The 24484-nt window shown below is 66.5% G+C and carries 18 protein-coding genes; 6 read left to right on the top strand and 12 right to left on the bottom strand.

The window, feature by feature from the left end; all coding sequences use genetic code 11:
- Positions 1–15: 15 nt before the first annotated feature.
- The 6 genes from AABA84_RS20215 to AABA84_RS20190 all read left to right on the top strand — a co-directional run bounded on the left by AABA84_RS20215 (position 16) and on the right by AABA84_RS20190 (position 5996).
- Positions 16–687: a phosphoribosylanthranilate isomerase gene (locus AABA84_RS20215; protein WP_038950993.1), complete on the top strand. Its 672-nt coding sequence runs from the start codon at positions 16–18 to the stop codon at positions 685–687.
- Positions 684–1898: a tryptophan synthase subunit beta gene (gene trpB, locus AABA84_RS20210; protein ID WP_212243429.1), complete on the top strand. Its 1215-nt coding sequence runs from the start codon at positions 684–686 to the stop codon at positions 1896–1898. The genes AABA84_RS20215 and trpB overlap by 4 nt, the downstream gene beginning before the upstream one ends.
- Positions 1895–2731 carry a tryptophan synthase subunit alpha gene (gene trpA / locus AABA84_RS20205; protein ID WP_212243430.1) on the top strand — a complete coding sequence of 279 codons (837 nt, stop codon included), beginning with the start codon at positions 1895–1897 and terminating at the stop codon, positions 2729–2731. The genes trpB and trpA overlap by 4 nt, the downstream gene beginning before the upstream one ends.
- A gap of 119 nt (positions 2732–2850) precedes the next feature.
- A complete protein-coding gene (gene accD, locus AABA84_RS20200; RefSeq protein ID WP_338312875.1) occupies positions 2851–3792 on the top strand; it encodes an acetyl-CoA carboxylase, carboxyltransferase subunit beta in 942 nt (313 codons plus the stop codon).
- On the top strand, positions 3789–5132 hold the full coding sequence (locus AABA84_RS20195) for a bifunctional folylpolyglutamate synthase/dihydrofolate synthase (RefSeq protein ID WP_338312874.1): 1344 nt from the start codon (positions 3789–3791) through the stop codon (positions 5130–5132). Before accD ends, AABA84_RS20195 begins: the two co-directional genes overlap by 4 nt.
- Before the next feature lie 123 nt (positions 5133–5255).
- Positions 5256–5996: a metallophosphoesterase family protein gene (locus AABA84_RS20190; protein ID WP_338312872.1), complete on the top strand. Its 741-nt coding sequence runs from the start codon at positions 5256–5258 to the stop codon at positions 5994–5996.
- 124 nt (positions 5997–6120) lie between these two features.
- On the opposite strand, the gene AABA84_RS20185 is transcribed toward AABA84_RS20190, so the two are convergent.
- The 12 genes from AABA84_RS20185 to ubiE all read right to left on the bottom strand — a co-directional run bounded on the left by AABA84_RS20185 (position 6121) and on the right by ubiE (position 24472).
- Positions 6121–7128, bottom strand: a complete 1008-nt coding sequence (locus tag AABA84_RS20185; RefSeq protein WP_338313014.1) for an ATP-dependent DNA ligase — start codon at positions 7126–7128, stop codon at positions 6121–6123.
- A gap of 147 nt (positions 7129–7275) precedes the next feature.
- Positions 7276–7596, bottom strand: a complete 321-nt coding sequence (gene trxA / locus AABA84_RS20180) for a thioredoxin (protein ID WP_007598398.1) — start codon at positions 7594–7596, stop codon at positions 7276–7278.
- A 67-nt stretch (positions 7597–7663) separates the two neighbouring features.
- A complete protein-coding gene (gene addA, locus AABA84_RS20175; protein WP_338312870.1) occupies positions 7664–11173 on the bottom strand; it encodes a double-strand break repair helicase AddA in 3510 nt (1169 codons plus the stop codon).
- The gene (addB, locus tag AABA84_RS20170; RefSeq protein WP_338312869.1) at positions 11167–14313 is read right to left on the bottom strand and encodes a double-strand break repair protein AddB; all 3147 of its coding nucleotides are present in this window, start codon (positions 14311–14313) and stop codon (positions 11167–11169) included. Before addB ends, addA begins: the two co-directional genes overlap by 7 nt.
- 214 nt (positions 14314–14527) lie before the next feature.
- Positions 14528–15250: a nucleotidyltransferase family protein gene (locus AABA84_RS20165; RefSeq protein ID WP_338312868.1), complete on the bottom strand. Its 723-nt coding sequence runs from the start codon at positions 15248–15250 to the stop codon at positions 14528–14530.
- Positions 15251–15368: 118 nt separating this feature from the next.
- A complete protein-coding gene (locus AABA84_RS20160; RefSeq protein WP_212243443.1) occupies positions 15369–15686 on the bottom strand; it encodes a PilZ domain-containing protein in 318 nt (105 codons plus the stop codon).
- Positions 15687–15772: 86 nt separating this feature from the next.
- Positions 15773–17305: a tRNA (adenosine(37)-N6)-threonylcarbamoyltransferase complex ATPase subunit type 1 TsaE gene (gene tsaE, locus AABA84_RS20155; RefSeq protein WP_338312866.1), complete on the bottom strand. Its 1533-nt coding sequence runs from the start codon at positions 17303–17305 to the stop codon at positions 15773–15775.
- The gene (locus tag AABA84_RS20150) at positions 17302–19806 is read right to left on the bottom strand and encodes a sensor histidine kinase (RefSeq protein ID WP_338308763.1); all 2505 of its coding nucleotides are present in this window, start codon (positions 19804–19806) and stop codon (positions 17302–17304) included. Before AABA84_RS20150 ends, tsaE begins: the two co-directional genes overlap by 4 nt.
- A 358-nt stretch (positions 19807–20164) precedes the next feature.
- Positions 20165–20623, bottom strand: coding sequence for a dUTP diphosphatase (dut, locus tag AABA84_RS20145; protein ID WP_212243454.1), 459 nt, complete (start codon positions 20621–20623; stop codon positions 20165–20167).
- Complete coding sequence (coaBC, locus tag AABA84_RS20140; protein ID WP_338312864.1) at positions 20620–22068, bottom strand: bifunctional phosphopantothenoylcysteine decarboxylase/phosphopantothenate--cysteine ligase CoaBC; 1449 nt, start codon at positions 22066–22068, stop codon at positions 20620–20622. Before coaBC ends, dut begins: the two co-directional genes overlap by 4 nt.
- 71 nt (positions 22069–22139) lie before the next feature.
- Positions 22140–23714: a 2-polyprenylphenol 6-hydroxylase gene (gene ubiB / locus AABA84_RS20135; RefSeq protein WP_212243461.1), complete on the bottom strand. Its 1575-nt coding sequence runs from the start codon at positions 23712–23714 to the stop codon at positions 22140–22142.
- Complete coding sequence (gene ubiE / locus AABA84_RS20130) at positions 23711–24472, bottom strand: bifunctional demethylmenaquinone methyltransferase/2-methoxy-6-polyprenyl-1,4-benzoquinol methylase UbiE (RefSeq protein WP_212243463.1); 762 nt, start codon at positions 24470–24472, stop codon at positions 23711–23713. Before ubiE ends, ubiB begins: the two co-directional genes overlap by 4 nt.
- Positions 24473–24484 lie beyond the last annotated feature (12 nt).

The following is a 24484-nucleotide window of genomic DNA, read 5'->3' as shown; positions in this document are numbered from 1 at the left end:
ATTTGCTTTGAGACCATGTCCCTGCTCGTCAAAATCTGCGGCCTGTCCACGCGCGAGACGCTTCAAACGGCGCTCGAGGCGGGTGCGGATATGGTGGGGTTCGTGTTCTTCCCGCCTTCGCCGCGGCACCTGTCCCTGGAGCTTGGCCGCGATCTCGGCCGGCAGGTGAAGGGGCGCGCGCTCAAGGTCGCCCTCACCGTCGACGCCGACGATGCGACGCTCGACAACATCATGGACGCGCTGTCGCCGGACATTTTCCAGCTGCACGGCAAGGAGAGCGTGGCGCGGCTGCGCGACATCAAGCAGCGGTTCGGCCGGCCGGTGATGAAGGCGGTCCCGGTCGCGACCGCGGCCGATCTCGCCGTGTTGCCCGGCTATGCCGCGATCGCCGACCGCATCCTGTTCGATGCCCGCGCGCCGAAGGACGCGACCCGGCCCGGCGGCCTGGGGGAGCCGTTCGACTGGCACCTTCTCGAAAACCTCGATCTGAAGCTGCCCTACATGGTCTCGGGCGGGCTTCACGCCGACAATCTCGCCGAGGCACTCCGCGTCACCCGCGCCGGCGGCGTCGACGTCTCCTCCGGTGTCGAGAGCGCCCCCGGCGTGAAAGATCCTGAAATGATCAAGGCCTTCATTCGCGCTGCGCGCGCCAGCCAAGAATCCAGCCAAGAGTTGAGTGTTCGATGAACGTCGCCAAACCCAATTCCTATCGCAGCGGTCCCGACGATCGCGGCCATTTCGGCATCTTCGGCGGCCGCTTCGTCGCCGAAACCTTGATGCCGCTGATCCTCGATCTGGAGAAGGCCTACACTGAGGCTAAGGCCGATCCGGCGTTCCAGGCCGAGATGAACGGCTATCTCAAGCACTATGTCGGCCGGCCCTCGCCACTCTATTTCGCCGAGCGTCTCACCGAGCATCTCGGCGGCGCCAAGATCTATTTGAAGCGCGAAGAGCTCAACCACACCGGCTCGCATAAGGTGAACAACGTGCTCGGCCAGATCATGCTGGCGCGGCGCATGGGCAAGAAGCGTATCATCGCCGAGACCGGTGCCGGCCAGCACGGTGTCGCCACCGCGACGCTGTGCGCGCGCTTCGGGCTCGAATGCGTGGTCTACATGGGCGCCGTCGACGTCGAGCGGCAGCAGCCCAACGTGATCCGCATGGAGATGCTGGGCGCCACGGTGATGCCGGTGCAGTCCGGCACGCGCACGTTGAAGGACGCCATGAACGAGGCCCTGCGCGACTGGGTCACCAACGTGCACAACACCTTCTACTGCATCGGCACGGTGGCCGGCCCGCATCCCTATCCGACGCTGGTGCGCGACTTCCAGTCGATCATCGGCAACGAGACCAAGACGCAGATGCAGGAGGTCGAAGGCCGCCTGCCGGATTCGCTGGTCGCCTGCATCGGTGGCGGCTCGAACGCGATGGGCCTGTTTCATCCGTTCCTCGACGATCCCTCCGTCGAAATCTTCGGCGTCGAAGCTGCGGGCCATGGGCTGACGCAGCTGCATGCGGCGTCGATCGCGGGCGGCCGTCCCGGCGTGCTGCACGGCAACCGCACCTATCTCTTGATGGACGCGGACGGCCAGATCCAGGACGCGCATTCGATCTCGGCCGGCCTCGATTATCCCGGCATCGGCCCCGAGCATTCCTGGCTGCACGAGATCGGCCGCGTGAACTATCTCTCCGCGACCGACGACGAGGCGCTCGCCGCGTTCCAGCTGCTGTCGCGCCTCGAAGGCATCATCCCCGCGCTCGAGCCCGCGCACGCCATCGCCAAGGTGATGGAGCTCGCGCCGAAGCGGCCTCGGGATCACCTGATGGTCGTCAACCTCTCCGGCCGCGGCGACAAGGACGTCCCGCAGGTCGGCGACATCCTGAGGGGCAAGAAGTGACCACGCGTATCGACACCCGTTTTGCCGAGCTCGCGAAGCAGGGCCGCTCGGCCTTCGTGACCTTCCTGATGGCCGGCGATCCTGATCCGGCGACCTCGCTCGAGATCATCAAGGCGCTGCCGAAATCAGGCGCCGACGTCATCGAGATCGGCATGCCTTTCACCGATCCGATGGCCGACGGTCCCTCGATCCAGGCCGCCGGGCTGCGTGCGCTCAAGGCCGGCATGACGCTGAAGAAGACGCTGGAGCTGGTGCGCAGCTTCCGCAAGGACGACAATGCGACGCCGATCGTGCTGATGGGCTACTACAATCCGATCTACATCTACGGCGTCGACAAATTCCTGGTCGATGCCAGGAGCGCCGGTGTCGATGGCCTCATCATCGTCGACCTGCCGCCGGAAGAGGACGACGAGCTCTGCCTGCCCGCGCTGAAGGCCGGCCTCAATTTCATTCGCCTGGCGACGCCGACGACCGACGACAAGCGGCTGCCGGCCGTGCTCGCCAACACCTCGGGCTTCGTCTACTACGTCTCCATCACCGGCATCACCGGTGCTGCGACGGCGGACTCCTCGGCCGTGAGCGAGGCGGTCGCCCGCATCAAGCGGCACACCAAGCTGCCGGTTTGCGTCGGCTTCGGTATCCGCACGCCGGAGACGGCACGTGCCATTGCATCCCATGCCAACGGCGCCGTGGTCGGCACCGCGCTGGTCGATGCGCTCAAGAACAGCCTCGACGCCGAGGGACGGGCGACCGGCAAAACCGTTAACGCCGTGGCTGAGCTGACGGCGGCCCTGGCCCAGGGCGTCAAGGGCGCGCGGGCAGCGGCGGAATAGGCCATAATTCCGCTTTTGGGGCGGGCGACACGGCGACACGGCGGCTTGCCGGGCAACGGCCCGGTCGCCATATATCCCTTCAGGCGATCCGCGAGGCGGGTCGCACATCGGAGCAAACCATGAACTGGCTTACCAACGTGGTCCGGCCGAAGATCCGCAACATGCTGCGGCGGGAGACGCCGGAGAATCTGTGGATCAAGTGTCCGGATTCCGGGCAGCTCGTGTTCTACAAGGACGTCGAGGCCAACCAGTTCGTCATCCCCGGCTCGAACTATCACATGCGCATGGGTGCGGTGGCGCGCCTGAAGTCTATCTTCGACAACGAGACCTGGTACGACGTCGCGCTGCCTGACGTCACGCCAGATCCGCTCAAGTTCCGCGACGAGAAGAAATATGTCGACCGCATCAAGGACGCGCGCGCCCGAACCAATCTGAACGACGCGATCAAGGTCGGCTACGGCAAGCTCGAAGGCTCCGCCGTTGTCGTCGCCGTGCAGGATTTCGACTTCATGGGCGGCTCGCTAGGCATGGCCGCAGGCGAAGCCATCGTCCGCGGGCTCGAGCTTGCCGTTGAAAAGAAGTCGCCCTTCATCGTGTTCGCCGCATCAGGCGGCGCGCGGATGCAGGAAGGCATCCTGTCGCTGATGCAGATGCCGCGCACCACGGTCGCGGTGCAGATGCTGCGCGAGGCCAAGCTCCCCTACATCGTCGTGTTGACCAACCCGACCACCGGCGGCGTCACCGCGTCCTATGCGATGCTCGGCGACGTGCAGATCGCCGAACCCGGCGCGCTGATCGGATTTGCCGGCGCGCGCGTGATCGAGCAGACCATCCGCGAGAAGCTGCCTGAAGGTTTCCAGCGCGCCGAATATCTGAAAGAGCACGGCATGGTCGACATGGTCGTGCATCGCCACGAGCTGCGTCCGACTTTGGCGCGGCTCTGCCGCCTGCTGACCAAGGCGCCGGCGCTGGAGACCGCGTCGAAGCCGATGCAGCCGGTGGTCAGCCCGGCACAGATCGTATCGGCCGCCGAAACGGCGCCGGCTGCGCCCCACGCGTGAACGCGTCCCCTGACAGCGCGAAGACGCCGCTCGGTGAATTGATCGGGCGGCTGTCGGTCCTGCATCAGAAGCGCATTGATCTCGGGCTGGAGCGGATGCACCGCCTGCTCGAGCGGCTCGGCCACCCCGAGCTCAAGCTGCCGCCGGTGATCCACATCGCCGGCACCAATGGCAAGGGCTCGACGCTCGCTTATCTGCGCGCGACGCTGGAGGCAGCAGGCCTGCGGGTGCACGCCTATACCTCGCCCTATCTTGTCAGGATCAACGAGTGCTTCCGGCTCGGCCGCGTCGGCGGTGGCGAGCTCGTCGGCGATGACGAGTTGCGTGCCGCACTCGAAGGGGTCGAGCGCGTCAATGCCGGTGAGGCCGCGACATTGTTCGAGCTGAAGACGGCGGCCGCCTTCCATCTGTTTGCGCAGAACCCGGCCGACGTGGTGCTGCTCGAAGTCGGCCTCGGCGGCCGGCTCGATTCGACCAACGTGATCGATGCGCCGGCGGCCTGCGTGATCACGCCCGTCAGCATGGACCACATGGATTTCCTCGGGGACACCCTGACGTCGATCGCCGGCGAGAAGGCGGCGATCATCAAGCGCGGCGTGCCAGTGATCTCCGCGGAGCAGGCGGGCGAAGCCATGGCGGTGATCGAGGCGCAGGCCAAGCGCATGCACGCGCCGCTTTTTGCGGCGAACGAGAGCTGGCACGTCAATGTCGAGCACGGTCGCCTCGTCTACTCCGACGATCGCGGCCTGATGGATCTCACGGCGCCGCGGCTGTTCGGCCGCCACCAGTTCGACAATGCCGGCCTTGCGATCGCGACGCTGCGCGCGATTCCGAACTTCAAGATCAATCATGCGGCGTTCGAGGCCGGCATCGTCGGTGCCGAATGGCCGGCGCGGATGCAGCGCATCACCTCCGGCGAATTGCTCTCGTGGGGTCCGCAAGGCTCGGAGATCTGGCTCGATGGCGGGCACAATGCCGAAGGCGGCCGCGTCGCGGCAGCCGCGCTCGGAGATCTCGAAGAGCGGGTGTCGCGACCGCTGGTCGTCATCGCCGGCATGATGGCCAACAAGGATGCGCAGGGCTTTCTCGCCAATTTCGCCGGTCTCACCCGTCACATCATCGCGGTGCCGATCCCCGACACCGAGAACGCGATGCCGGTCGATCGCCTCGCCGATGCCGCCCGCAGCCTCGGCATGCGCGTCGAGACCGTCTCCGGCGTCGAGGCCGCGCTGCGCGCCCTGTCGAAGCTCGCCTACGAGGTGCCGCCGCGGATCCTGATCACCGGCTCGCTGTATCTGGCCGGCCACGTGCTGGCGATCAACGGCACGCCTCCTGCATGATTCTCTTGTCCCGGACGCGCGGAGCGCGAGCCGGGACCCAGAATGCCGCAACATGGGCCCCGGCTCAGCAGCGCACCACTGCGTGCTGCGCTGCGTCCGGGGCACGAGAGTGGGGATAACAACATGCGCTTCGCCGCGATTGCCGACGTCCACGGAAACTATCTCGCGCTGGAGGCGGTGCTGGCCGACATCCGGGCCCTTGATATCACCGACATCGTCAATCTCGGCGACATGCTGAGCGGCCCGCTCGATGCGCGCCGCACCATCGAGATCCTGATGACGCTCGACGCCGTGCACGTGCTCGGCAATCACGACCGCTATCTGCTCGACCGCCCCCCGGAGAAAATGGGCTCGTGGGATCGCCCCGCCCACGCAGCGCTTAATACCGTGCAACTGGATTGGCTGCGCGCGCAGCCGATGACGCGCGTCTTCCGTGATCAGGTGTTCCTCTGCCACGCGACGCCCGATAACGACGAAGTCTATTGGCTCGACACCGTGCACCCGGACGGCGCGGTGGCGCTGTCGCCGCTCGACCGCATCGAGCAATTCGCGCTGGGGCTCGCGCAATCCCTGATCCTCTGCGCCCACACCCATCTCGCCCGCGCCGTGCGCTTGCGCGACGGCCGGTTGATCGTCAATCCCGGCAGCGTCGGCAGCCCCGGCTTTCGCGACAAGCATCCCTATCCGCATGTCGTCGAGGCCGGCACGCCGCATGCGCGCTACGCGATCCTCGATCTCGTTGATGGTGCCTGGCAGGTGACATTCCGCCACGTCGCGTACGATCACGAGGCGATGGCGGCGCTGGCGCGGCGCAATGGGCAGCCCGAACTGGCGCAGGCGATCGCGACCGGATGGCTCAGGTAAATCCTCTCGTGTCCCGGACGCGGTGCAGCGCTTCGCGCTGCTCCGCAGAGCCGGGACCCAGACTCGCGGCTTCTGGGCCCCGGCTCTGCAGCGCTTCGCGCTGCGTCCGGGGCACTAGACCGACTCACTTCAGCAGCTTCATCGGGTCCGCCGCCTTCTGCTTCAGCTGCTCGAAGCCGCATTGCCGCGGTGCCTTGTCGGGGCGCCAGCGCAGGATCGAGGTGCCGTGGCGGAAGCGTTCGCCGCTGAAATGGTCGTAGCAGATTTCGATCACCAGTTTTGGCTTGAGCGGACACCATTTCGCCGAGCGCTCGGTGGACCAGCGGCTCGGCCCGCCCGGCGCGTTGCCGGTGAAGCCGGGTTCTGCGATCAGCGCCTCCAACCGGTCGGTCAGCGCGGGCTTCTCCTCTGCCTTGATCGCGGAGCTGAAGCCGACATGATGCAGCAGGCCGCCATCGTCATAGAGCCCGAGCAGCAGCGAGCCGACCACCTTTCGCCCCGCGATCTTGTTGGTGGCGTAGCGGAAGCCGCCGACGACGCAATCGGCGCTGCGGAATTTCTTGATCTTCTGCATGCCGTCGCGATTTCCGGCCTGATAGGGCAGGTCGACGCGCTTGGCGATGACGCCGTCCGAGCCGGCACCGGACTGAGCCAGCCATTTCTTCGCGGTGGCATAGTTCGTTGTCGCCGGTGAGAGCCGGAAGAGACTGGCCTTCAGAATGGCCTTCGCAAAAGCTTCCAGCGCCGGCCGTCGTTCGCTCAGCGGCCGCTCAGCAAGCTGCTCCTGTTTTGCCGCCGCGAGCAGATCGAAGGCGAGATAGAGCGCCGGCGTGTCCTGCGAGAGTTTCGTCACGCGGCTCGCCGCGGGATGAATGCGTTGCAGGAGTGCGTCGAACGAAAAACTCTTGCCGTGCGGCACGACGATCTCACCGTCGAGGGTGAAGCGATCTGCCTTCAGCTTCAATGCGGCGACGACTACTTCCGGGAAATAGCGCGCGAGATCCTCGCCGGATTTTGAGCGCAGATCGACATGACCGCCGTCGCGCGACAGCAGGCAGCGAAAGCCATCCCATTTCGGCTCGTACTGCCACTCCTTGCCGCGCGGAATCTCGTCGACCGACCGCGCCTCCATCGCAACGAGAGAGGAGGTCGATTTTCGCGCGCGCTTTGCGGGAGGGGCGGGCAAGGGCGGGACTCGTCATACGCTGGACACGTCCCATCAACGCAAACCGGCCGGCTTTCGCCGGCCGTTGTCGAAAATAATCTTACGCGCCGCGGATCAGACCGCGGAGGTGATCCACTGCTGCAGCTTCGCCTTCGGCGCCGCGCCGACCTGGCGGGAGGCCATCTCGCCGCCCTTGAAGATCATCAGGGTCGGGATCGACATCACGCCATACTTGGACGCGGTCTTGGGGCTCTCGTCGACGTTGAGCTTCACGATCTTGACCTTGTCGCCCATCGCGCCGGCGATCTCGTCAAGGGCGGGCGCGATCATGCGGCAGGGGCCGCACCACTCAGCCCAGAAATCGACGACCACAGGACCGTTCGCCTTGAGCACTTCGGCTTCGAAATCGGTGTCAGAAACCTTGCCAACGGCCATGGGAGTACCTCGTTCGGTTGAAAGAATCGGCGCGGATGGGAATCGCGCCCGGAATCATGCCGTCAACCTATGAACGGCCCCTTGCCGGGTCAAGGACGCTCACGCCGAGATGAAGGGATGCCAGCGCCGCGTCCAGCGCGGGGGGTGAAATCTCCATATATTCAAGGGCCTCGGTCCAGAGCAGGACGGCGCGGATCGGCTTTTGGGGATAAAGCCGCGCCAGCACCGCCCGATACAGCGCAAGCTGCCGGACATAGGCGGCGGGCGCCTCCGCGGCGTTCCTGGGCGTCGCCTGGTTGGTCTTGAAATCGACGATCAAAACCTCATCCGGACGAACGACCAGCCGGTCGATTTGCCCCGACACCAGCGCTGGCGCACGGCCCGGCCGCTCCAGTCGGCCGGCGATAGCGACCTCCGCCCGGCTGCCGGCGGCAAAGACCGGCGCAAAGCGCGGTTCATTGATCAAGGCCAGCACCTTGTCGGCCAAAGCGGTGCGGTCGGCTTCCGTCCAGTCCGCGGCGTTGCGCGCCATGAAGCCGAGCGCGGCCTCGCGCCGGCGCTCCGCGGCGATATCGGGCAGGGATTGCAGGAGACGGTGCACCAGCGTGCCGCGCTGCAGCGCGAGCGCGCGGGACTGGACCGATTCGCCAGTCCGCACCGCGCGGCCTTGCTCGGCGACCTGACCGGAGGGACGCACCAGATCGTCGTCAACGGTCTCGCGCGGCGCTGGCGTCCGCAGCCAGTCCGGCAACGCGACCGTCTGGTCCACGGTCGCCGCCGGGATACCCAGCGCGGCGACGTCCTCTGGCCGGGTGAATCGGGTCACCTTGCCGAGCGGCGTCTCGATCGTCTGCTTGTCCAGGCCCGAGCCGCCGAGACCGGTGTCGACCAGGTCGTACCAGCTCAGCTTGCGCACCGTCCTCATATTGCCGGGCATGCAGCCGCCGACGATCAGTCGGTCGGCCGCGCGTGTCATCGCGACATAGAGCAGGCGGCGGTATTCGTCCTCGGTCTCCTCGAGCATGGCCTTGCGCGCCTCGGCGACCGGTTTGGGATCATCCGCCTTGCGGCCGGCCCAGACCACGACCTCACCGCCATTGCCGCGCGGCACGTGGATCAGCCGAACCCGCTGTGAGTCTGCCGGCGACGACGTGGTGTCCACCATGAACACGACGGAAGCCTCCAGGCCCTTGGCGCCGTGCACGGTCATCACCCGCACCTCGTCGCGCGAGATCTCCATGTCGCGCTTCACCTCGGTGTCGGCCGAGCGCAGCCAGGCCATGAAGCCCTGCAGCGAGGCCGGCGCCTTGCGCTCACAGCTCAGCGCCAGCTCCAGGAATTCGTCGAGCGCGTCATTGGCCTCGTGGCCGAGCCGGCGCAGGATGCGCGCACGGCCGCCGTCGCCTCCCAACAGCCAGGCGTAGAAGGCAAACGGCGTCTCCTCGCGCGCGCGCGTCTCGCAGGCTTCAAGCCGGCGCAGCACGGCCGCGAACTTCTCGCTTCCGGCAGCATGCTGAGCGAGTGCGCGGCGCAAGGATCCCTTGCGGTCATGGGCAAGCTGGAACAGGTCGTCGTCATCGAGCCCGAACAGCGGGCTCTTGAGCGCGACCGCCAGCGCGAGATCGTCCTGCGGCAGCAGCAGGGCATCAGCGAGGTTCATCAGGTCGATGATCGCGATGTGCTCGGTCAGCTTGAGCCTATCGGCGCCGGCCACCGGTACGCCGGCGTGCTTCAGCGCCTGGATCACCGCGTCGAAGGCGTTGCCGCGCCGGCGCACCAGGATCAGCATGTCGCCATAGCGCAGCGGACGGCGCTCGCCCTCATGCCCGGTCAGCGTGCCGCTCTCGACCAGCCGCTTGATCTCGGCCTGGATGCGGCGCGCCAGCTTGACCTCGGGGCTGGTGACGGCCACGCCGTCGAACGGCGCGCGCCAGCCCTCGATCTCCTGCCTGTCGTCGGCCTCCGCAAGATCCCAGAGTTCGACGACGCTCGGACCTGCATCGCTGAGCGAATTGTGCAGGGGGTGACCGACGTCGATCGAATGGATGCTCTTGTAGATCTCAGGCTCGCGGAAGACGTGGTCGACCGAATGCAGGATCGCAGCACCCGAACGGAACGAGTAGGTAAAGGCGACGGGGTCGAACTTCAGCCCGGCAGCCCTGAATCTGCGATCCAGCTCTCGCTTGCGCCTGTCGAATTCGTGCGGGTCAGCGCCCTGGAACGAGAAGATCGACTGCTTCTCGTCGCCGACCGCGAAGACCGTGCGGTTCAGCCCCTCGCGCGCGCCTTCGCCGACCGTGAATTCGGAGATGATGTGGGCGACGATGTCCCACTGCCGCGGGCTGGTGTCCTGCGCTTCGTCGATCAGCACGTGGTCGACGCCGCGGTCGAGCTTGTAATGCACCCAGCCCGAAGACACGCGGTTCAGCATCGCCAGCGTCTTGTCGATGAGGTCGTCGTAGTCGAGCAGGCCGCGCTCCTGCTTCTCGCGACGATAGTTTGCCGCGGCAGCGGTCGCAATGTGCAACAGCGCCGCGGTGCGATCGCGCATGGTCACGGCGCGGCGTTTCTCGATCAATACACCAATGCGCTGCGCCTCGTTCTCGAACAGGCGGGCGACGGACGGGTTGTGCTCGCCAAACTTCTTGGTCAGCACCGCCTTGCGCGGCAGCTTTTCGTCGGTGAGAAAGACGCAGAGATAGGCATCGACCTGCGCGCTGCCGGAAAATGCCTTTGCGTCGCGAAGGCGGCCGGCCTGGTCGTTGTCGGACTTGCTGCCGTCCTCCAGCGCGAAGGCGATGTCGTCCCAGCGCGATCGCGGCAGAAAGGGTCCATCGAGAATCTCGGTCTCGATGTCCTCGATGCGGTCGGCGGGGTCAACACCCAGCGCCGCCGCCATCTGCGCGGCAGCGGCCTCTGCGTTGCCGGCCTCGTCCGTCCAGGCCATGAAGTGATCGCGGCTGAGGCAGGCCTCGCGCACGACCTCCTTGAAGGTGACGTCGGCCGCGCTCGCCATCGCGGTCAGCAATGCGCGGCCGGTGACGCTCTCCGGGTCGCGCGCGGCCTCCAGCAGCACCTTCAGATTGGCGCGCTCCATCATGTCGGTCTGGTCGCGCTCGTCGATCACGGCAAAGCGCGCGGGCACGTTGGCTTCGAACGGAAACTGCTGGAGCAGGCGCGTGCACAGCGCGTGGATGGTCTGCACCTTCAGTCCGCCCGGCGTCTCCAGCGCACAGGCAAACAGCTTTCGCGCGTCGCGCCGAATTTTCGCGCTGGGATGCGGGATGCCGACAGCCTTGATCGCTCCGTCGAGCGCTGCATCATCCAGCGTCACCCAATGTCCCAGCGTGGTGAACACGCGCTCGGCCATGTTGGCGGCGGCGGCCTTGGTGAAGGTGATGCAGAGGATCTTTTCCGGCGGCACGCCCGACAGCAGCAGGCGGATCACCCGCTGCACCAGCACATGCGTCTTGCCCGAGCCGGCATTGGCCGACACGAAGGCCGACGCGGTCGGGTCGGACGCACGCGCCTGCCGCGCGCGCACCTCGTCGGGGATGGGGCGCGGCAGCTTCACCATTCCTCGATCCCCAAGCCGCCGGCTGCCGACCATTCCTTGATCCGGGCAAGGTCGTCATAGGCGCCGTAGCGGTTCGTCCACATCGGCAGGTTCAGCGAAGTGTAGGGCTGGTTCTCGTCCTCGAAGGCACGGATCAGCGCCTCCAGCTTGGCCCGTGCTTCCGCGGCCGCCGTGTCCGGCGGTTGCGGCTCGTCGCTCTGCTTGTATTTGAGCTCGAGGATACGCTCCTCGCCGGGCGGGTTGTTGCCGCTCAGGCGCACATAGACGAGCTGGCTCACGGAAGAACCTGCGTCGATATCGGGAAAACCGCCCTCGCGGAGGATCGCGGCTTCCAGCGTGAGCTGCGGCGACAGGCCCATGCGCACTTGCTTGCCGGTCGGCGGCTGGCCGGTCTTGTAGTCGAGAATGGCGTAGCCGCCGCCCTGGCGCCGCTCGATGCGGTCGGCGCGTGCGGAAAGATGGAACGTGCGCGCATTGTCGAGGCGAATGGATATCTCGCCGCGTGTCTCGGCGGTAATGGCCTCGATCGCGTTGCGCCGCGCGGTCTCCCATTCGCCGAACCAGCGCGCGATGCGCTGGAAGCGCGGCCACCACAGCGCCCGCGCCTCGGGCCGTTCCATCAGCGGAGCGAAATATTTCTCGCCGATCGTGCGCAGCACACGCGCGGGGTCGTCAGGCAGACGTGTGGCATAGCTCTCAGTGAACTCGCCGATCGCGTCATGGATCGCCGAGCCCCGGTCGGCGGCCGACAGTGGCATGTCGACGGGATCGAGCGCATCGAGCCGCAAAATGTGTTTTGCGTAGATCGTGTAGGGATCGCGCAGCCAGTCTTCGATCGCGGTCACCGACATCCTGAGCGGCCGCGTGGCCTGCGGCGGCCGCGGCTCGGGCTGCTTGATCGGCCTGACCTCGTCCGGCTGGTCCAGCGCGCCGGCGAACTGCACATATTTCTCGCCGGCGCGAACGGCCGCCTTCCAATGATCGTCGCCCGCAACCGCTTCCAACCGATGCAGGAAGCGCGAAGCCACCGCCGGCGCGCCGCCGGCCTTGGCGGAATGGGTGAGGATCACCTCGTCGCCGCCGAGCAGCTGGGCAAAATCGTGGGCGGAGAGGCCGATGCGGCGTTCCGGCAGATCGAGACCGAGCTCGTGCCGCATCGGCCGGCTGAGCCAGGGGTCGATGCGCGGCGCGGGTGGCCAAACGCCTTCGATCAGCCCGCCGACGATGATGCGGTCGGCCTGCATCAGGCGCGATTCCAGCGGGCCGTAGATCTGCAGCCGCGCGCCCGGCTTGTCGCGCCGCCGCACCGCGCGATCGCTGAACGCGGTCTGGAAGACGTCGGCATAATCAGGCAGCGTCACCATCAATCCGCTGATCGTGCCGCCGCGCAGCAGATCGTCGAAGGCGCCGGCGAGCGCGAGGCCTTCGCGCTCCTCGAAGGCCAGCGGGATGCCCTGCTCGTCGCGCGACAGCTCGATCATGATCTCGCGGTGCCGGTGCGCGAGCTCGGCGAAGTCATATGGCTTTAATGGCGGCAGGCTCTCGATCGGCGCCAATGCTGCTTGCAGGGCGTCGATCAGCGTCTGGATGCGGTCGAGATCCTCAGCCTTGAGACGCGCGCGGGGCTCGGCCTTGTGGAGCGCGGAGACCTCGCTGCGCCACAGCTTTGTCAGCTCCTCGCGAAAGCGGTTGAATTCGCGCAAGAGGCCGGCCGTGCCCGCAGGCGGGCGCGTGCCGCGCAGGACTGCAAGCTCGAGATCTTCGATCGCCGCCTTCCACGCGCCAGGCAGTCGGCCGAGCCGGCACAGCGGATGCTTCAGCATCGCCAGCAGCGTCGGCGGCTCCAATCCCTTGGTCGCCGCTTCCGCCACAAGCCGCGCGAAAACGCCGGCGGATGTTTCCATCAGCACGTCGCCGCCGGAATCGTCGAACGCGAGATCCCATCGGGTCAGCGCGGCCATCACGCGTCGTGCCAGCGCGCGGTCGGGCGTCACCAGCGCCGCCGATTTGTCGAGATGTCGCGCCTCGCGCATCGCAATGGCGATGGCGAGCGCTTCCATTTCAGGGTTGGGTGCTTCGACGACAGCGAGATTCTTCATGCCGCCGGTGATCTTCGCGGCAACATCCGGCTGCTTCAGCCGGTCGTGCCAGACTTCCGTCTTGGCCGATGGTCGCATCGATTCGGATGCGAGCAGATCGCGGCCGCCGTCCGCTGGCGGCTGGAGAATCTCGACGTCGCTGCGCTTGATGCCAAAACGATCCAGCAGCGCGTGCATGGCATATTGCGGATGGTTCGACGCCGGATGCTCCGCGAACTTGCCGAGCGAGTCGCGCACGCCGCCGATGCTGCGCCAGGCGTCGTCGTCGAGATCGGTGTCGAGGCCCGGCAGCACCACGGCGCCATGCGGCAGCGATGCGACCGCGTGCAGAAATTTGGCGGTGGCCGGCATCGAGCCGGTCGAACCGGCTGCGATGACCGGCCCGCTCGGATGCGCGGTCAGCCGTTTGGCTTCCGCCGCGATCAGCAGATCGCGCCGCGCCGCGGGCTCGATCCGGTTGATTTCCGCGAGATGCCCGGGCCAGGCGATGCGCGCGATCCGCAAAAATTCGAGCGAGTGCTGCCAGTAGCGGTCGAGGTTATCAGGTACGAGGCTATCGAGCGCGCTCCAGTCGACGCCGCGCGTCACCATGTCGTCGATCAGGCGCGCGAGGTCGCCGGCGAGCGCCAGCGTCGAGGCAGGTCCGCCGACCACCAGCGGCGACAGCACCGGGCCCTTGGCCCACGCCGCAACCAGTTGCGCCAGCGTCAGCCGTCGTTCGAGCTCGCCGAGCCGCGGCGGAATGTCGAGCGGAGTCGCGCCGGAGAACTGCTCGCCTTCATCGGCGAAGGCGAGCTCATCCTCGTCGATGTCGCCGAGCGCGACGATGCGCGGCAGCACCACGGCGTCCGCTTTCATCTCGTCGAGGAAGATCTCGCGGACCACGCGCATCGCACGCCTTGTCGGCAAATACAGCGTGGCATCCGCCAGCCGCGCCGGTTCCTTGCGCGCCTCGAATCCCTCGACCAGCCGTCCCTCGAGCAGGCTCGCGACGATCGTGCGCAGGAATGGAACTGAGATGGGGACGCTGAAGACGCGCATGAACCGCCTGATTCGGAGATCAGGGCAATATAGGGAGGCGGGCTCAAATGGTCATGGGCGGAGGTGGGATAGTCCCCGTTGTTCGCCGGACTAGGCGAGGTGCCGTAGGGTGGGCAAAGGCGCACTTGCGCCGTGCCCACGATCTTTCCCGACGGCATCAGGCGGTGGGCACGCTTCGCTTTGCCCACCCTACGGCACCGTCCTCGAGGCTGGCCTACGCCACGCTCTCCAGAAACGCCTCTTCCGCGGCGTGCACGGCATCGGGTGTGCCGACATGCATCCAGACGCCGTCGAGACGGAGGCCGAACAGCCGCTCCTGCTCGCCTGCGCGGTCGAACATCTTCGTCAGCGAGAACTCGCCCTGCGGCGCGCCTTCGAAGATCGACGGCGACAGGATCGCAGCGCCGGCATAGACGAACGGAACGACTTCCTTTTCCTTGCGCTTGCGCAGGGCGCCGTCGGGCAGCATGCCGTAATCGCCGCGACCGCTATAGCCGATGCTGGTCGCAGTCGGCGCCATCAGCAGCAGGATGTCCATCCGCGCGGGGTCGAAATTCTCGGCGAGCCGCATCAAATTGGAGCGCACGCCGTCGATCCAGAGCGTGTCGGAATTGACGTGGTAGAACGGTGCATCGCCGAGCAGCGGCAGCGCCTTGACAACGCCGCCGCCGGTGCCGAGCACCTGGTCGCGCTCGTCGGAAATTGTCACGCGCGGAAGCCGGCGCGATGCTGTGTGATCGATGATCTGGTCCGGCAGATAATGCACGTTGACCACGGCCTCGGTCACACCGGCCTGGCCGAGCTTGTCGAGCACATGGTCGAGCAGCGGCTGGCCGGCCACCGGCACCATCGGCTTCGGCATCTTGTCCGTCAGCGGACGCATGCGCAGGCCAAATCCTGCGGCGAGCACCATGGCTTTGGTCGGTTTGACGGACATCCTTCGCTTTCTCGGACCTTTCGCGTTCGCAGCAATCCTAACACGAGGTTAGATCAGCCGCACCGCATCTCAACCGCCTTAACCACCCGCCGTGACGGTTGTACGACGGGTGTTGCCATCATGCCCCGACGGCTGTGGAACGCGTCTTTTTCTTCTTGTCACCGAGCTTGAGGAAATTGACCCCGATCTGGTCGCCATTGACCCAGGCCAGCTCGCAACGCCGGTACGCAAGTCCCGTGGACGACAGCAGCAGAAAGAACTCCTTCAGATGGAGGCCCTCCACCGAGCCGTCGATGGTCAGCTTGGCGCCGGTCTCGGAGACGTCCTCCATGGTGCAGTCGCGCCGCCAGGTGCCGTCGATTCCCATCATCTGGGCCGAGATCCCGCGCTCGAAGACAACCCGGCTGTTGCCTCGCTGGTCCGTCTTTACCGCCATCTGCCCGCTCCAGCCCGTAATCATCCGGCTGCCTCGCCGCCAGAATACCGGCGTCTTGGCTAACAGCCGGTAAATCGGACTCCGAATCAGGCCTTTGGCGGACTTTGGGGCGGTGGGACGTTGGCGAGATACCAGTCGCGCAAAGGGCTCAGCGCGGGATGCGCCAGTGAGCGCTGGAGATAGGTCCAGATCCGCGGCTGGTGACGCAAATAATGCGGCTTGCCATCGCGGCGGTTGAGGCGGGCGAAGGTGCCGAGCAGCCGCGTGTTCCGCTGTGCCGACATGATGGCGTAGAGCTCGGCGAACCCGGCCGGATCGAAGCCGGCATCGCCAGCGCGCCGCGCCTTGATGTAGCGCGACAGCAGCGTCAGCTCGAGGCTTTCGGGCACGTCAATGCGGGCGTCCTGCAGCAGCGACACCACGTCGTAGGATTGCGGACCGAGCACGGTGTCCTGGAAATCGATCACGCCGACGCGCGCGATGCCGGCGCGATCCGGAAGCCAGATCAGATTGGGCGAGTGATAGTCGCGGATGATCCACGTCCTCGGCGCGGCCAGCGGCTTCTTCAGCAGCTCGCGCCACATCGCGAAGAATTCGGCGCGCTTGTCGTCGCTCAGCGGCGCGTTGCGATCGGGCAGGTACCATTCCGGCATCAAGCTGATCTCGATCAGCAGCGCCTCGGCATCGAAGAGGGGAATGGCGTAGGTCTGTCCGTCCAGCGGCAATGTTTCCGGCAGCGTCTTGCCGTGGAGCACGGCCAGCACGTCAGTCGCGGCCTCGTAGCGCTCGGCAATCGGGCGTGGCGGGTCGCCTTCGATCACGCCTTCGCTGCCGAAATCCTCGGTGATCAGGAAGCCATGGTCGAGGTCGGAATGGTGGATCGCGGGCGCGGAGATGCCCTGCGCGCGCAGGCCTTCGTCGATGGCGACGAAGGGTTTGACGTTCTCGGCGAGGTGCACTGCGGCGCTGTAGGATTTTCCGTTGTACGTCGGAGCACCATCAGGGCGCTGCGGAAAGTTCATGAGGATGACGATGTCGTCGTCGCGCAAGAGCCGCGCATAGGAGCGGGTCGAGGCATCGCCGGCCATGCGTTTGCGCGTTGCATCCATGTAGCCGGAGGCGTCGAGGAATTCGCGCAGCGCCTGCAGCCGCGCGACAGCGGCGGCCCCCTTGCCGTAACCAGTGATGTCGGCGGCGCGCGCATTCGAGCCCAGCGCTGGCCGATGCGTCAGCGCGATGTCGATACGATCCTGTGGCATCGCCGACGGCGCCCGCTCCGGCCACTCGATCAGGACGAGCGTTGCTTCCGGGAGCGGCGATAACCCGATCTCCTCGAGCTCGCTCTCGTCCTCGACGCGGTAGAGATCGGCGTGCATCACCGGAAACGGCGGCAGCTCGTAGCCCTGCACCAGGGTGAAGGTCGGGCTCGGCACCTCCAGCGCCTCGTCGCCGGCGAGGTAGCGGATCATGGCGCGCGCGGCCGCGGTCTTGCCGGCGCCGAGATCGCCGGTGAGGGTGATGACATCGCCGGGACCGACCAGCAGCGCGAGGTCGGCCATCAGTTGCGCGGTGGCCGTCTCGTTGTGAAGCGCGACGGAGAATGTGGTGGGCGCGCTCATTCGGCGGCGTCGCGATGCGCCGCCTGGTCGGTCGGGAAGTCACAGATCACGACCGTGCCCCGGCCGACGATCGAATCCACCCGCACCTTGCCGCCATGCAGCTCGACGAAGGAGCGCACCAGCGACAGGCCGAGCCCGGCACCGCGGTGACGCGAGCCTTGCGAGCGGCTTTCGAACCAGTTGAACACCTTGTCCTTCATGTCGGCAGGTATTCCAGGCCCGGAATCTGTCACAGTGAAGACCACGCTACGCTCTGTACGCCGCGCGCTGATGCCGACCGTGGAATCCTGTGGAGAAAACCCGACGGCGTTGGCGAGGAGGTTATAGAGCACCTGCACCACGCGCTTCTCGTCGCCGACGAAGCTGCCGACATCGGGCGCGATCTCGACCTTGAGGCGAATGCGGTCGGTGGCGAGCCGGTCCTGGATGCCTTCCGCGGCCAGCTCGATGGTCTTGCTGACGTCGACCGGCCCGAGTTCCAGCTTCATGGCGCCGGCGTCGATGGTGGCGAGATCGAGGATGTTGTTGGTCAGCGCCAGCAGCGCGTTGGTCGATTTGGTGACGTAGTCGAGATATTCGGCCTGTTTCGGCGTCAGCGGCCCGGTCGAGGGATCGCTGAGGAAATGCGCGAAGCCGATGATGGTGGTGAGCGGCGAGCGCAGCTCGTAGGAGACGTGGTGGACGAAATCCACCTTCATCTGGTCGGCGGCCTCCAGCGCCTCGTTGCGCTCGCGCAGCGCGCGCTCGACGTTCTCGGTGTCGGTGATGTCCTGGAACGTCAGCATGGTCGCGCCGTCATGCAGCGGGCGGATCATGCCGTCGAGCACGCTGCCGTCCTTGCGCTCCAGCTTCAGCGGCACGTCGGCGCGGCTCTCGATCGAGGTGACGGCCTCGCGGATCTGGCGCCAGACCGCGGGGTCGTCGAACAGCTGATGGCACCAGCCTTCCACCGTCTGGATGTGCGGCTCGTCGCGCATGGCATCGCTGGACAGCTTCCACATCCGCACGAAGGCCGGGTTGAACAGCTGCGCCTTGCCGTTGCTGCCGAACACGGCGACGCCCTCGGCGAGGCTGTCCAGCGTCTCGCGCTGGACCCGGATCATGCCGTCGAAGCGGCGGGCGAGCTCGAGGCTCTCGGTGACATCGTCGAACAGATAGGTGACGCCGCCTTCCGGGTTCGGCGTGGTGACGACCGAGAGCGCACGGCCATCGGGCAGGTACCAGGTGTCCTTGGTGGTCTCGACCGCGCGATAGGCCTCGTGCAGCTTGGATTTCCAGGCACGGAAGTCCGGCTGCTCCGGCAGCTTTCGCGCGGCACGGAGCTGATCCAGCACGCTGGAATCATCGGGATTGGCGTCGAGGAAGGTGCGGTCGAGGTCCCACAGCCGGCGGTAGGAATCGTTGTAGAAGGCGAGCCGGCGCTGGCCGTCGAACACGGCAACGCCGGAGGAGAGCTGGTCGAGCGTGCGGCGATGCGCCTCTGCCATCCGTACCAGCGCCGAGCTGAGCGCATCCGCCTCGCTGGCATCGATGGCGACGCCGACGCTGCCGCTGCCGACATTGACCGCGCGCACGTCGTAGATGCGGCGCTCGCCGCTGATCACGATCGGCAGCCGCGCGTTGAAATTGGCGGTGTCCTTCAGTCCCCGTTCCATCGCGCTGCGGTCGGCGCTGTCGAGCAGCTCGAGCCTGCGCTCCTGCGCGTCGGTGACGTTGTTTGCCTCGGTGGCGCGGACATAGGCCGGGTTGGCGTAGGTCAGCGCGCCGTTCTCGCCCTTGGCCCAGATCGGCCAGGGCGCGTTGGCGGCAAAGCCGCGCAGCATCTCGGTCTCGTCGGAGAGCGCGTTGTAGCGCAGATTGGTCTCGGCCAGATCGCGGCGCAGCCCCGAGAGTTCGCGAATCCGGACAATGGCCTGGCCGCCGATGGCGCGGCCGATGGCCTCGAGCGTGTGGCCATGCGCGGTGGTCAGCGTCAGCTGGAACCCGTCGCCACGGTCACGCAGCGCATCGACGGCATGATCCATCTGGAGCGCGGGTTCCGGCGGCAGCCAGGTTCCGAAGGCGAGCACGCGTTGCGGCGAGGAATCGCGCGGCAGCACCAAGGAGATGTCGCCGGAAATCTGCGCGCGATTGTCGCCGGCCGGCCAGGAGATCAGGATCTGCGGCTCGGCGAACAGCAGCGCGCCGAAGCGGTCGGCCTGGAGCTGGAGTTCCCCGATTCGGGCGCGCAGCCGCGCCTCGTTCTTCGCGGTGCGCACGCGCGTGCGCATCAAGAGGATCGCAGCCACCACCGAGAAGCCGAGCAAGGCCAGCGCGGTGGCGAGCACCGCGAGTTCCTGCCGGTTGAAATCCAGCATGATGGAGAGGGTGTCGATGAGGTCGGCCGCCTCGGCCGGCGCAGCCGGCAGCAGCGCCGCAAGAGCGCCTCCCAACAAGCCGTTGCGCGCCAGCGATGTGCACGACAGCAGCGTCCGACGCATCGACACGATCACGCCTGACATAGTTGCCCCAAGACCGCACGAATTTACGCGCGGCGACCCCCGTCGCGCGCGAATCAAACGACAATACCCTCACCGTGACTCCGCCGGTAAGAGTCCAGATCGTGAACGCAAACATAGCCCCCCAAAAATGCCGGCCGGGCGGTTCCAACCCACGTAATTCTTCGGGTGATTCGGCTGAAATTGCCGGGCGTTAGCGTGTGATGCGGATCGCTCGCCAAGATGAAGGTGCGCTCCCTCCCCCGCTTGCGGGGGAGGGTCGGGGAGAGGGTGTCTCCGCAACGGGACAATCCCCCAGAGGATAGAGCCCTCACCCGGCGCTTCGCGCCGAACTCTCCCGCAAGCGGGAGAGGTGTAAAAACTAGCGGCCGGTCGAGCCGAAGCCGCCGGCGCCCCGATCGGTGGCCGACAATGTGGCCACCGGAACCAGCGCGGCCTGCACCACGGGCGCGATCACCATCTGGGCGATGCGCTCGCCGCGCTCGATCACGAACGGCGCCGCGCCGTGGTTGATCAGGATCACCTTGATCTCGCCGCGATAGTCCGCGTCGATCGTGCCCGGCGCGTTCAGCACGGTGACACCGTGCTTGGCGGCAAGTCCCGAGCGCGGCCGCACCTGCGCCTCGTGCCCGGCCGGCAATGCGATCGCAAGGCCCGTCGGCACCAGCGCATATTGGCCGGGAGCGAGCGTCATCGGCTCGCCCTCCGGCACCGCCGCCATCAGATCGAGGCCGGCAGCCTCGGTGGTCTGATAGGCCGGCATTGGCAGGCCCTCGGCGTGGGCCAGGCGTTGCAATTCGACAGTGACCTTCGTGCTCAAGATGCCGGCTCCAGGGATTTGTCGGTCACACTTCTCGCGATGTGCGCGACCAGCTCGATGGCGACCTGTTCCTTGGTCATCACCGGCCAGGAATCAACTGTCATCTCGCCGTTCTTCTCAGCATTCTTGCTGATGAGGTGCACGGTGTTGCGATCACCGCCCATCACGCCGGTGGCGGGCGAGACGTCATTGGCGACGATCCAGTCGCAGCCCTTGCGGGCGAGTTTTGACTTGGCGTTGTCGATGAGGTGCTCGGTCTCGGCGGCAAAGCCGATCACCAGCGGCGGGCGCTTGTCGGTCAGCTTCGAGATCGTGGCGAGGATGTCGGGGTTCTCGATCAGCTGAAGCGGCGGCATGCCGGCCGAGGTCTTCTTCAGCTTTTGCTCGCCTTCGTTGGCAACGCGCCAGTCGGCGACCGCGGCGGCAAAGATCGCGATGTCGGCGGGAAGCGAGGCCTGCACCTGCTCCAGCATCTGCCGTGCCGATTCCACATGCTTCACCGTCACGCCCTGGGGATCGCTGAGGTCGACCGGCCCGCTCACCAAAATCACCTCGGCACCGGCGGCCTGTGCGGCGGCGGCGATGGCAAAGCCCTGCTTGCCGGAAGAGCGGTTGGCGATGTAGCGCACCGGATCGATCGGCTCGTGGGTGGGACCTGCGGTGATCAACACGCGCTTGCCGGCGAGCGGGCGCGGCACCGGCGGCCGCAGCAGACGCTCGGCGGCATTGGCGATCTCGATCGCTTCAGACATGCGGCCGACACCAGCTTCGCCCGCTTCCGCCATCTCGCCGGAATTGGGCCCGATCAGCACCGCGCCGTCGCGCTGGAGCAAGCCGACGTTGCGACGCGTCGCCGCATTGTTCCACATCAGTGGGTTCATTGCAGGTGCCAGCAGCACCTTGCGGTTGGTCGCGAGCAGGATCGCGCTGGCGAGATCGTCGGCGTGGCCGTTCGCCATCTTCGCCATCAGGTCGGCGGTGGCCGGCGCCACCACGATCAGGTCGCAGTCGCGGGCGAGCCTGATATGGCCTGCGTCGAACTCGCTCTGGGGGTCGAACAGGTCGGTATAGACACGCTCATGCGACAGCGCGCTGACCGCCAGCGGCGTGACGAATTGCTGCGCGGCCTTGGTTAGGACACAGCGGACCTCGACGCGGCGCTCCTTCAGCCTTCGGATCAGGTCGAGCGATTTATAGGCCGCGATCCCGCCGCCGATGATCAGGGTGACGCTGGCCTCAGGGACGGCGCCGGTGCGCTGAGGGGTGGGGGCGACGGAGGCCGCCGGCGGCGCCGAAAACGGCGTCAGCGGCTCCTCCCGGCCCTCGATCAGCTCCCGCAGGATGACCCGGACCTCTTCCTCGACCGATCTGCGGTTCTTGGCCGAGCGCAGCCGCAAATAGGTTTTGACGCCGTCGTCGAGCTTGCGGATGGTCAGGCTTGCCATGACGCCCTCCAGCACGAAATGATGGCGATGCTATAATTCGCGTGATTGCAATGCAATCAAACTTTTGGCAATCACAGATTCCGGACCGCGATCAGGATCCCGATGAAGGTCGCGGCGATGATCCAGAGCGCGACGGTGCGCCAGCGGTTCTTGCGGCCCTCGCTGCGGCCCATCGCAGCGATGCTCTCCGGCGACAGCCTGATGCCCTCCCGCGTCATGGTCTCGAGCTGCTCCAGCACCTTCACCGACCGCTCGGCGATCTCCGGCAGGCGCATCAGCACGCGCGCGATGTCTCCGGTCCCGGCGAGGGCACCCTGCACCCGGCCTATGGGTCCGAGATTGCGCTCGATCCATTCGCGCACCACGGGGTCGGCGATCTTCCAGATGTCGAGCTTGGGATCGAAGCCGCGCGCCACGCCCTCGACCACCACCATGGTCTTCTGCAGCAGGATCAGCTCGGGCCGCGTCGTCATGTCGAACAGGCCGGTGACCTCGAGCAGCAGCGTCAAGAGCCGCGCCATCGAGATCTCTTCCGCCGTGCGGTTGTGGATCGGCTCGCCGATGGCGCGGATGGCTTGCGCAAAGTTCTCGACCGAGTGATGCGCGGGCACGTAGCCCGCCTCGAAATGCACCTCGGCGACGCGGCGATAATCGCGGGTGATGAAGCCGAGCAGGATTTCCGCGAGAAAACGCCGCTCCTTCATGCCGAGCCGGCCCATGATGCCGAAATCGACCGCGACGAGTCGTCCCGCGTCATCCAGGAACAGATTGCCCGGATGCATGTCGGCGTGGAAGAAGCCGTCGCGCAGCGCGTGCCGCAGGAAGCTCTGGATCACCTTGCGGCCGAGATCGGGCAGGTCGACCTGCGATTCTGCCAGCCGCTTGTGATCGTTCAGCGCGATGCCGTCGATCCACTCCATCGTCAGCACGTTGTGCGTGGTGCGGTCCCAGTCCACGGACGGCACGCGGAAATCAGGATCGCCCTGCGTGTTCTCCGCCATCTCCGACAGCGCCGCAGCTTCCAGCCGCAGATCCATCTCCATGGCGACCGAGCGCGACATGGTGTTGATGACCTCGATGAGGCGCAGCCGCCGCGCTTCGGCCGAGTAGGTCTCGGCTTTGTTTGCGACGAAGAAGAAGTCGGAGAGATCACGGCGGAAGCGTGAGGCCACGTTGGGCCTGAGCACCTTGACCGCGACCGACTTGCGGATGCCGGCGTGCAAGACCTCGCCGCGATGCACCTGCGCGATCGACGCGGCCGCGACGGGGGGCCCGAAGCTCACAAACACGTCCTTCAGCGGCCGCTCCAGCGAGGTCGCGATGGCGGCTTCGGCTTCGTCCTGCGGAAACGGCGGCAGGCGGTCCTGGAGACTCTCGAGGTCGCGCGCCATGATGACGCCGACGACGTCGGGGCGCGTGGCCAGGAATTGTCCGAGCTTGAGATAGGCGGGGCCCATCCGCGTCAGCGCACGCGATATCCGCGGGCCGTGCTTGACGCCGCGCCGTTCGATGAGGCGCGCCAGCTTCAGCGCGAGCTGTCCCGGCGGCGGCACCAGGCTCGGATCGACCGAGCCGAACACGCCCTCGCGCGCAAACACGAACGCAGCGCGGATCAGGCGCGCAATGTGGGTGAAGGCAGAGATCACAAACGCCAGCCCGAATGCAGTGCGACGATTCCGCCGGACAATGTCTGCCAGCTGACGCGGGCGAAGCCGGCGTCGCGGATCATGTCGGCGAAGGCGTTGGGTTTGGGAAACTTGCGGATGGATTCGACGAGATATTGGTAAGACTCGGCATCGCCCGTGATCATCCGGCCGAGCGGCGGGATCACCTTGAACGAGAACAGGTCGTAGATCCGGTCGAGCCCGGGCATCTCGACGGTGGAGAATTCCAGGCACAGGAAGCGGCTGCCGGGCTTGAGCACGCGATAGGCCTCGCGCAGCGCCAGATCGATCCGGGGCACATTGCGAATGCCGAAAGCGATCGTATATCCGTCGAAGCTGCGGTCGGCGAAGGCGAGCGCTTCGGCATTGCCTTCGACGAAATCGACCCGGGTTTCGAGATGGCGCTTCGCGGCGCGCTCGCGGCCCACCGCCAGCATGTCGGTGTTGATGTCGCAGACCGTGGCATGGAAGCCGGGGCCCGCCGCCTTGGCGGCGCGGAACGAGATGTCGCCGGTGCCGCCGGCCACGTCGAGCAACGCGAACGGCCGGTCGCCCCTGGGCGGGTCGAGCGCGGTGATCATGATGTCCTTCCAGACCCGGTGCAGGCCACCGGACATCAAATCGTTCATCAAATCATAGCGCGACGCCACGCTGTGAAACACGTCGTTCACCAGCGTCTGCTTGTCCCCGAGGGGGACGTCCCTGAAGCCAAAATGCGTGGTTTCGCCCGGCCGATCCATTACTCTACTCCA

The sequence above is a fragment of the Bradyrhizobium sp. TM239 genome (genome assembly GCF_036247985.1).
Taxonomy (GTDB): Bacteria; Pseudomonadota; Alphaproteobacteria; order Rhizobiales; family Xanthobacteraceae; genus Bradyrhizobium; species Bradyrhizobium ottawaense.
Note: the sequence above shows the minus strand (reverse complement) of the source record. Positions and strands in the feature narration are given on the sequence as shown.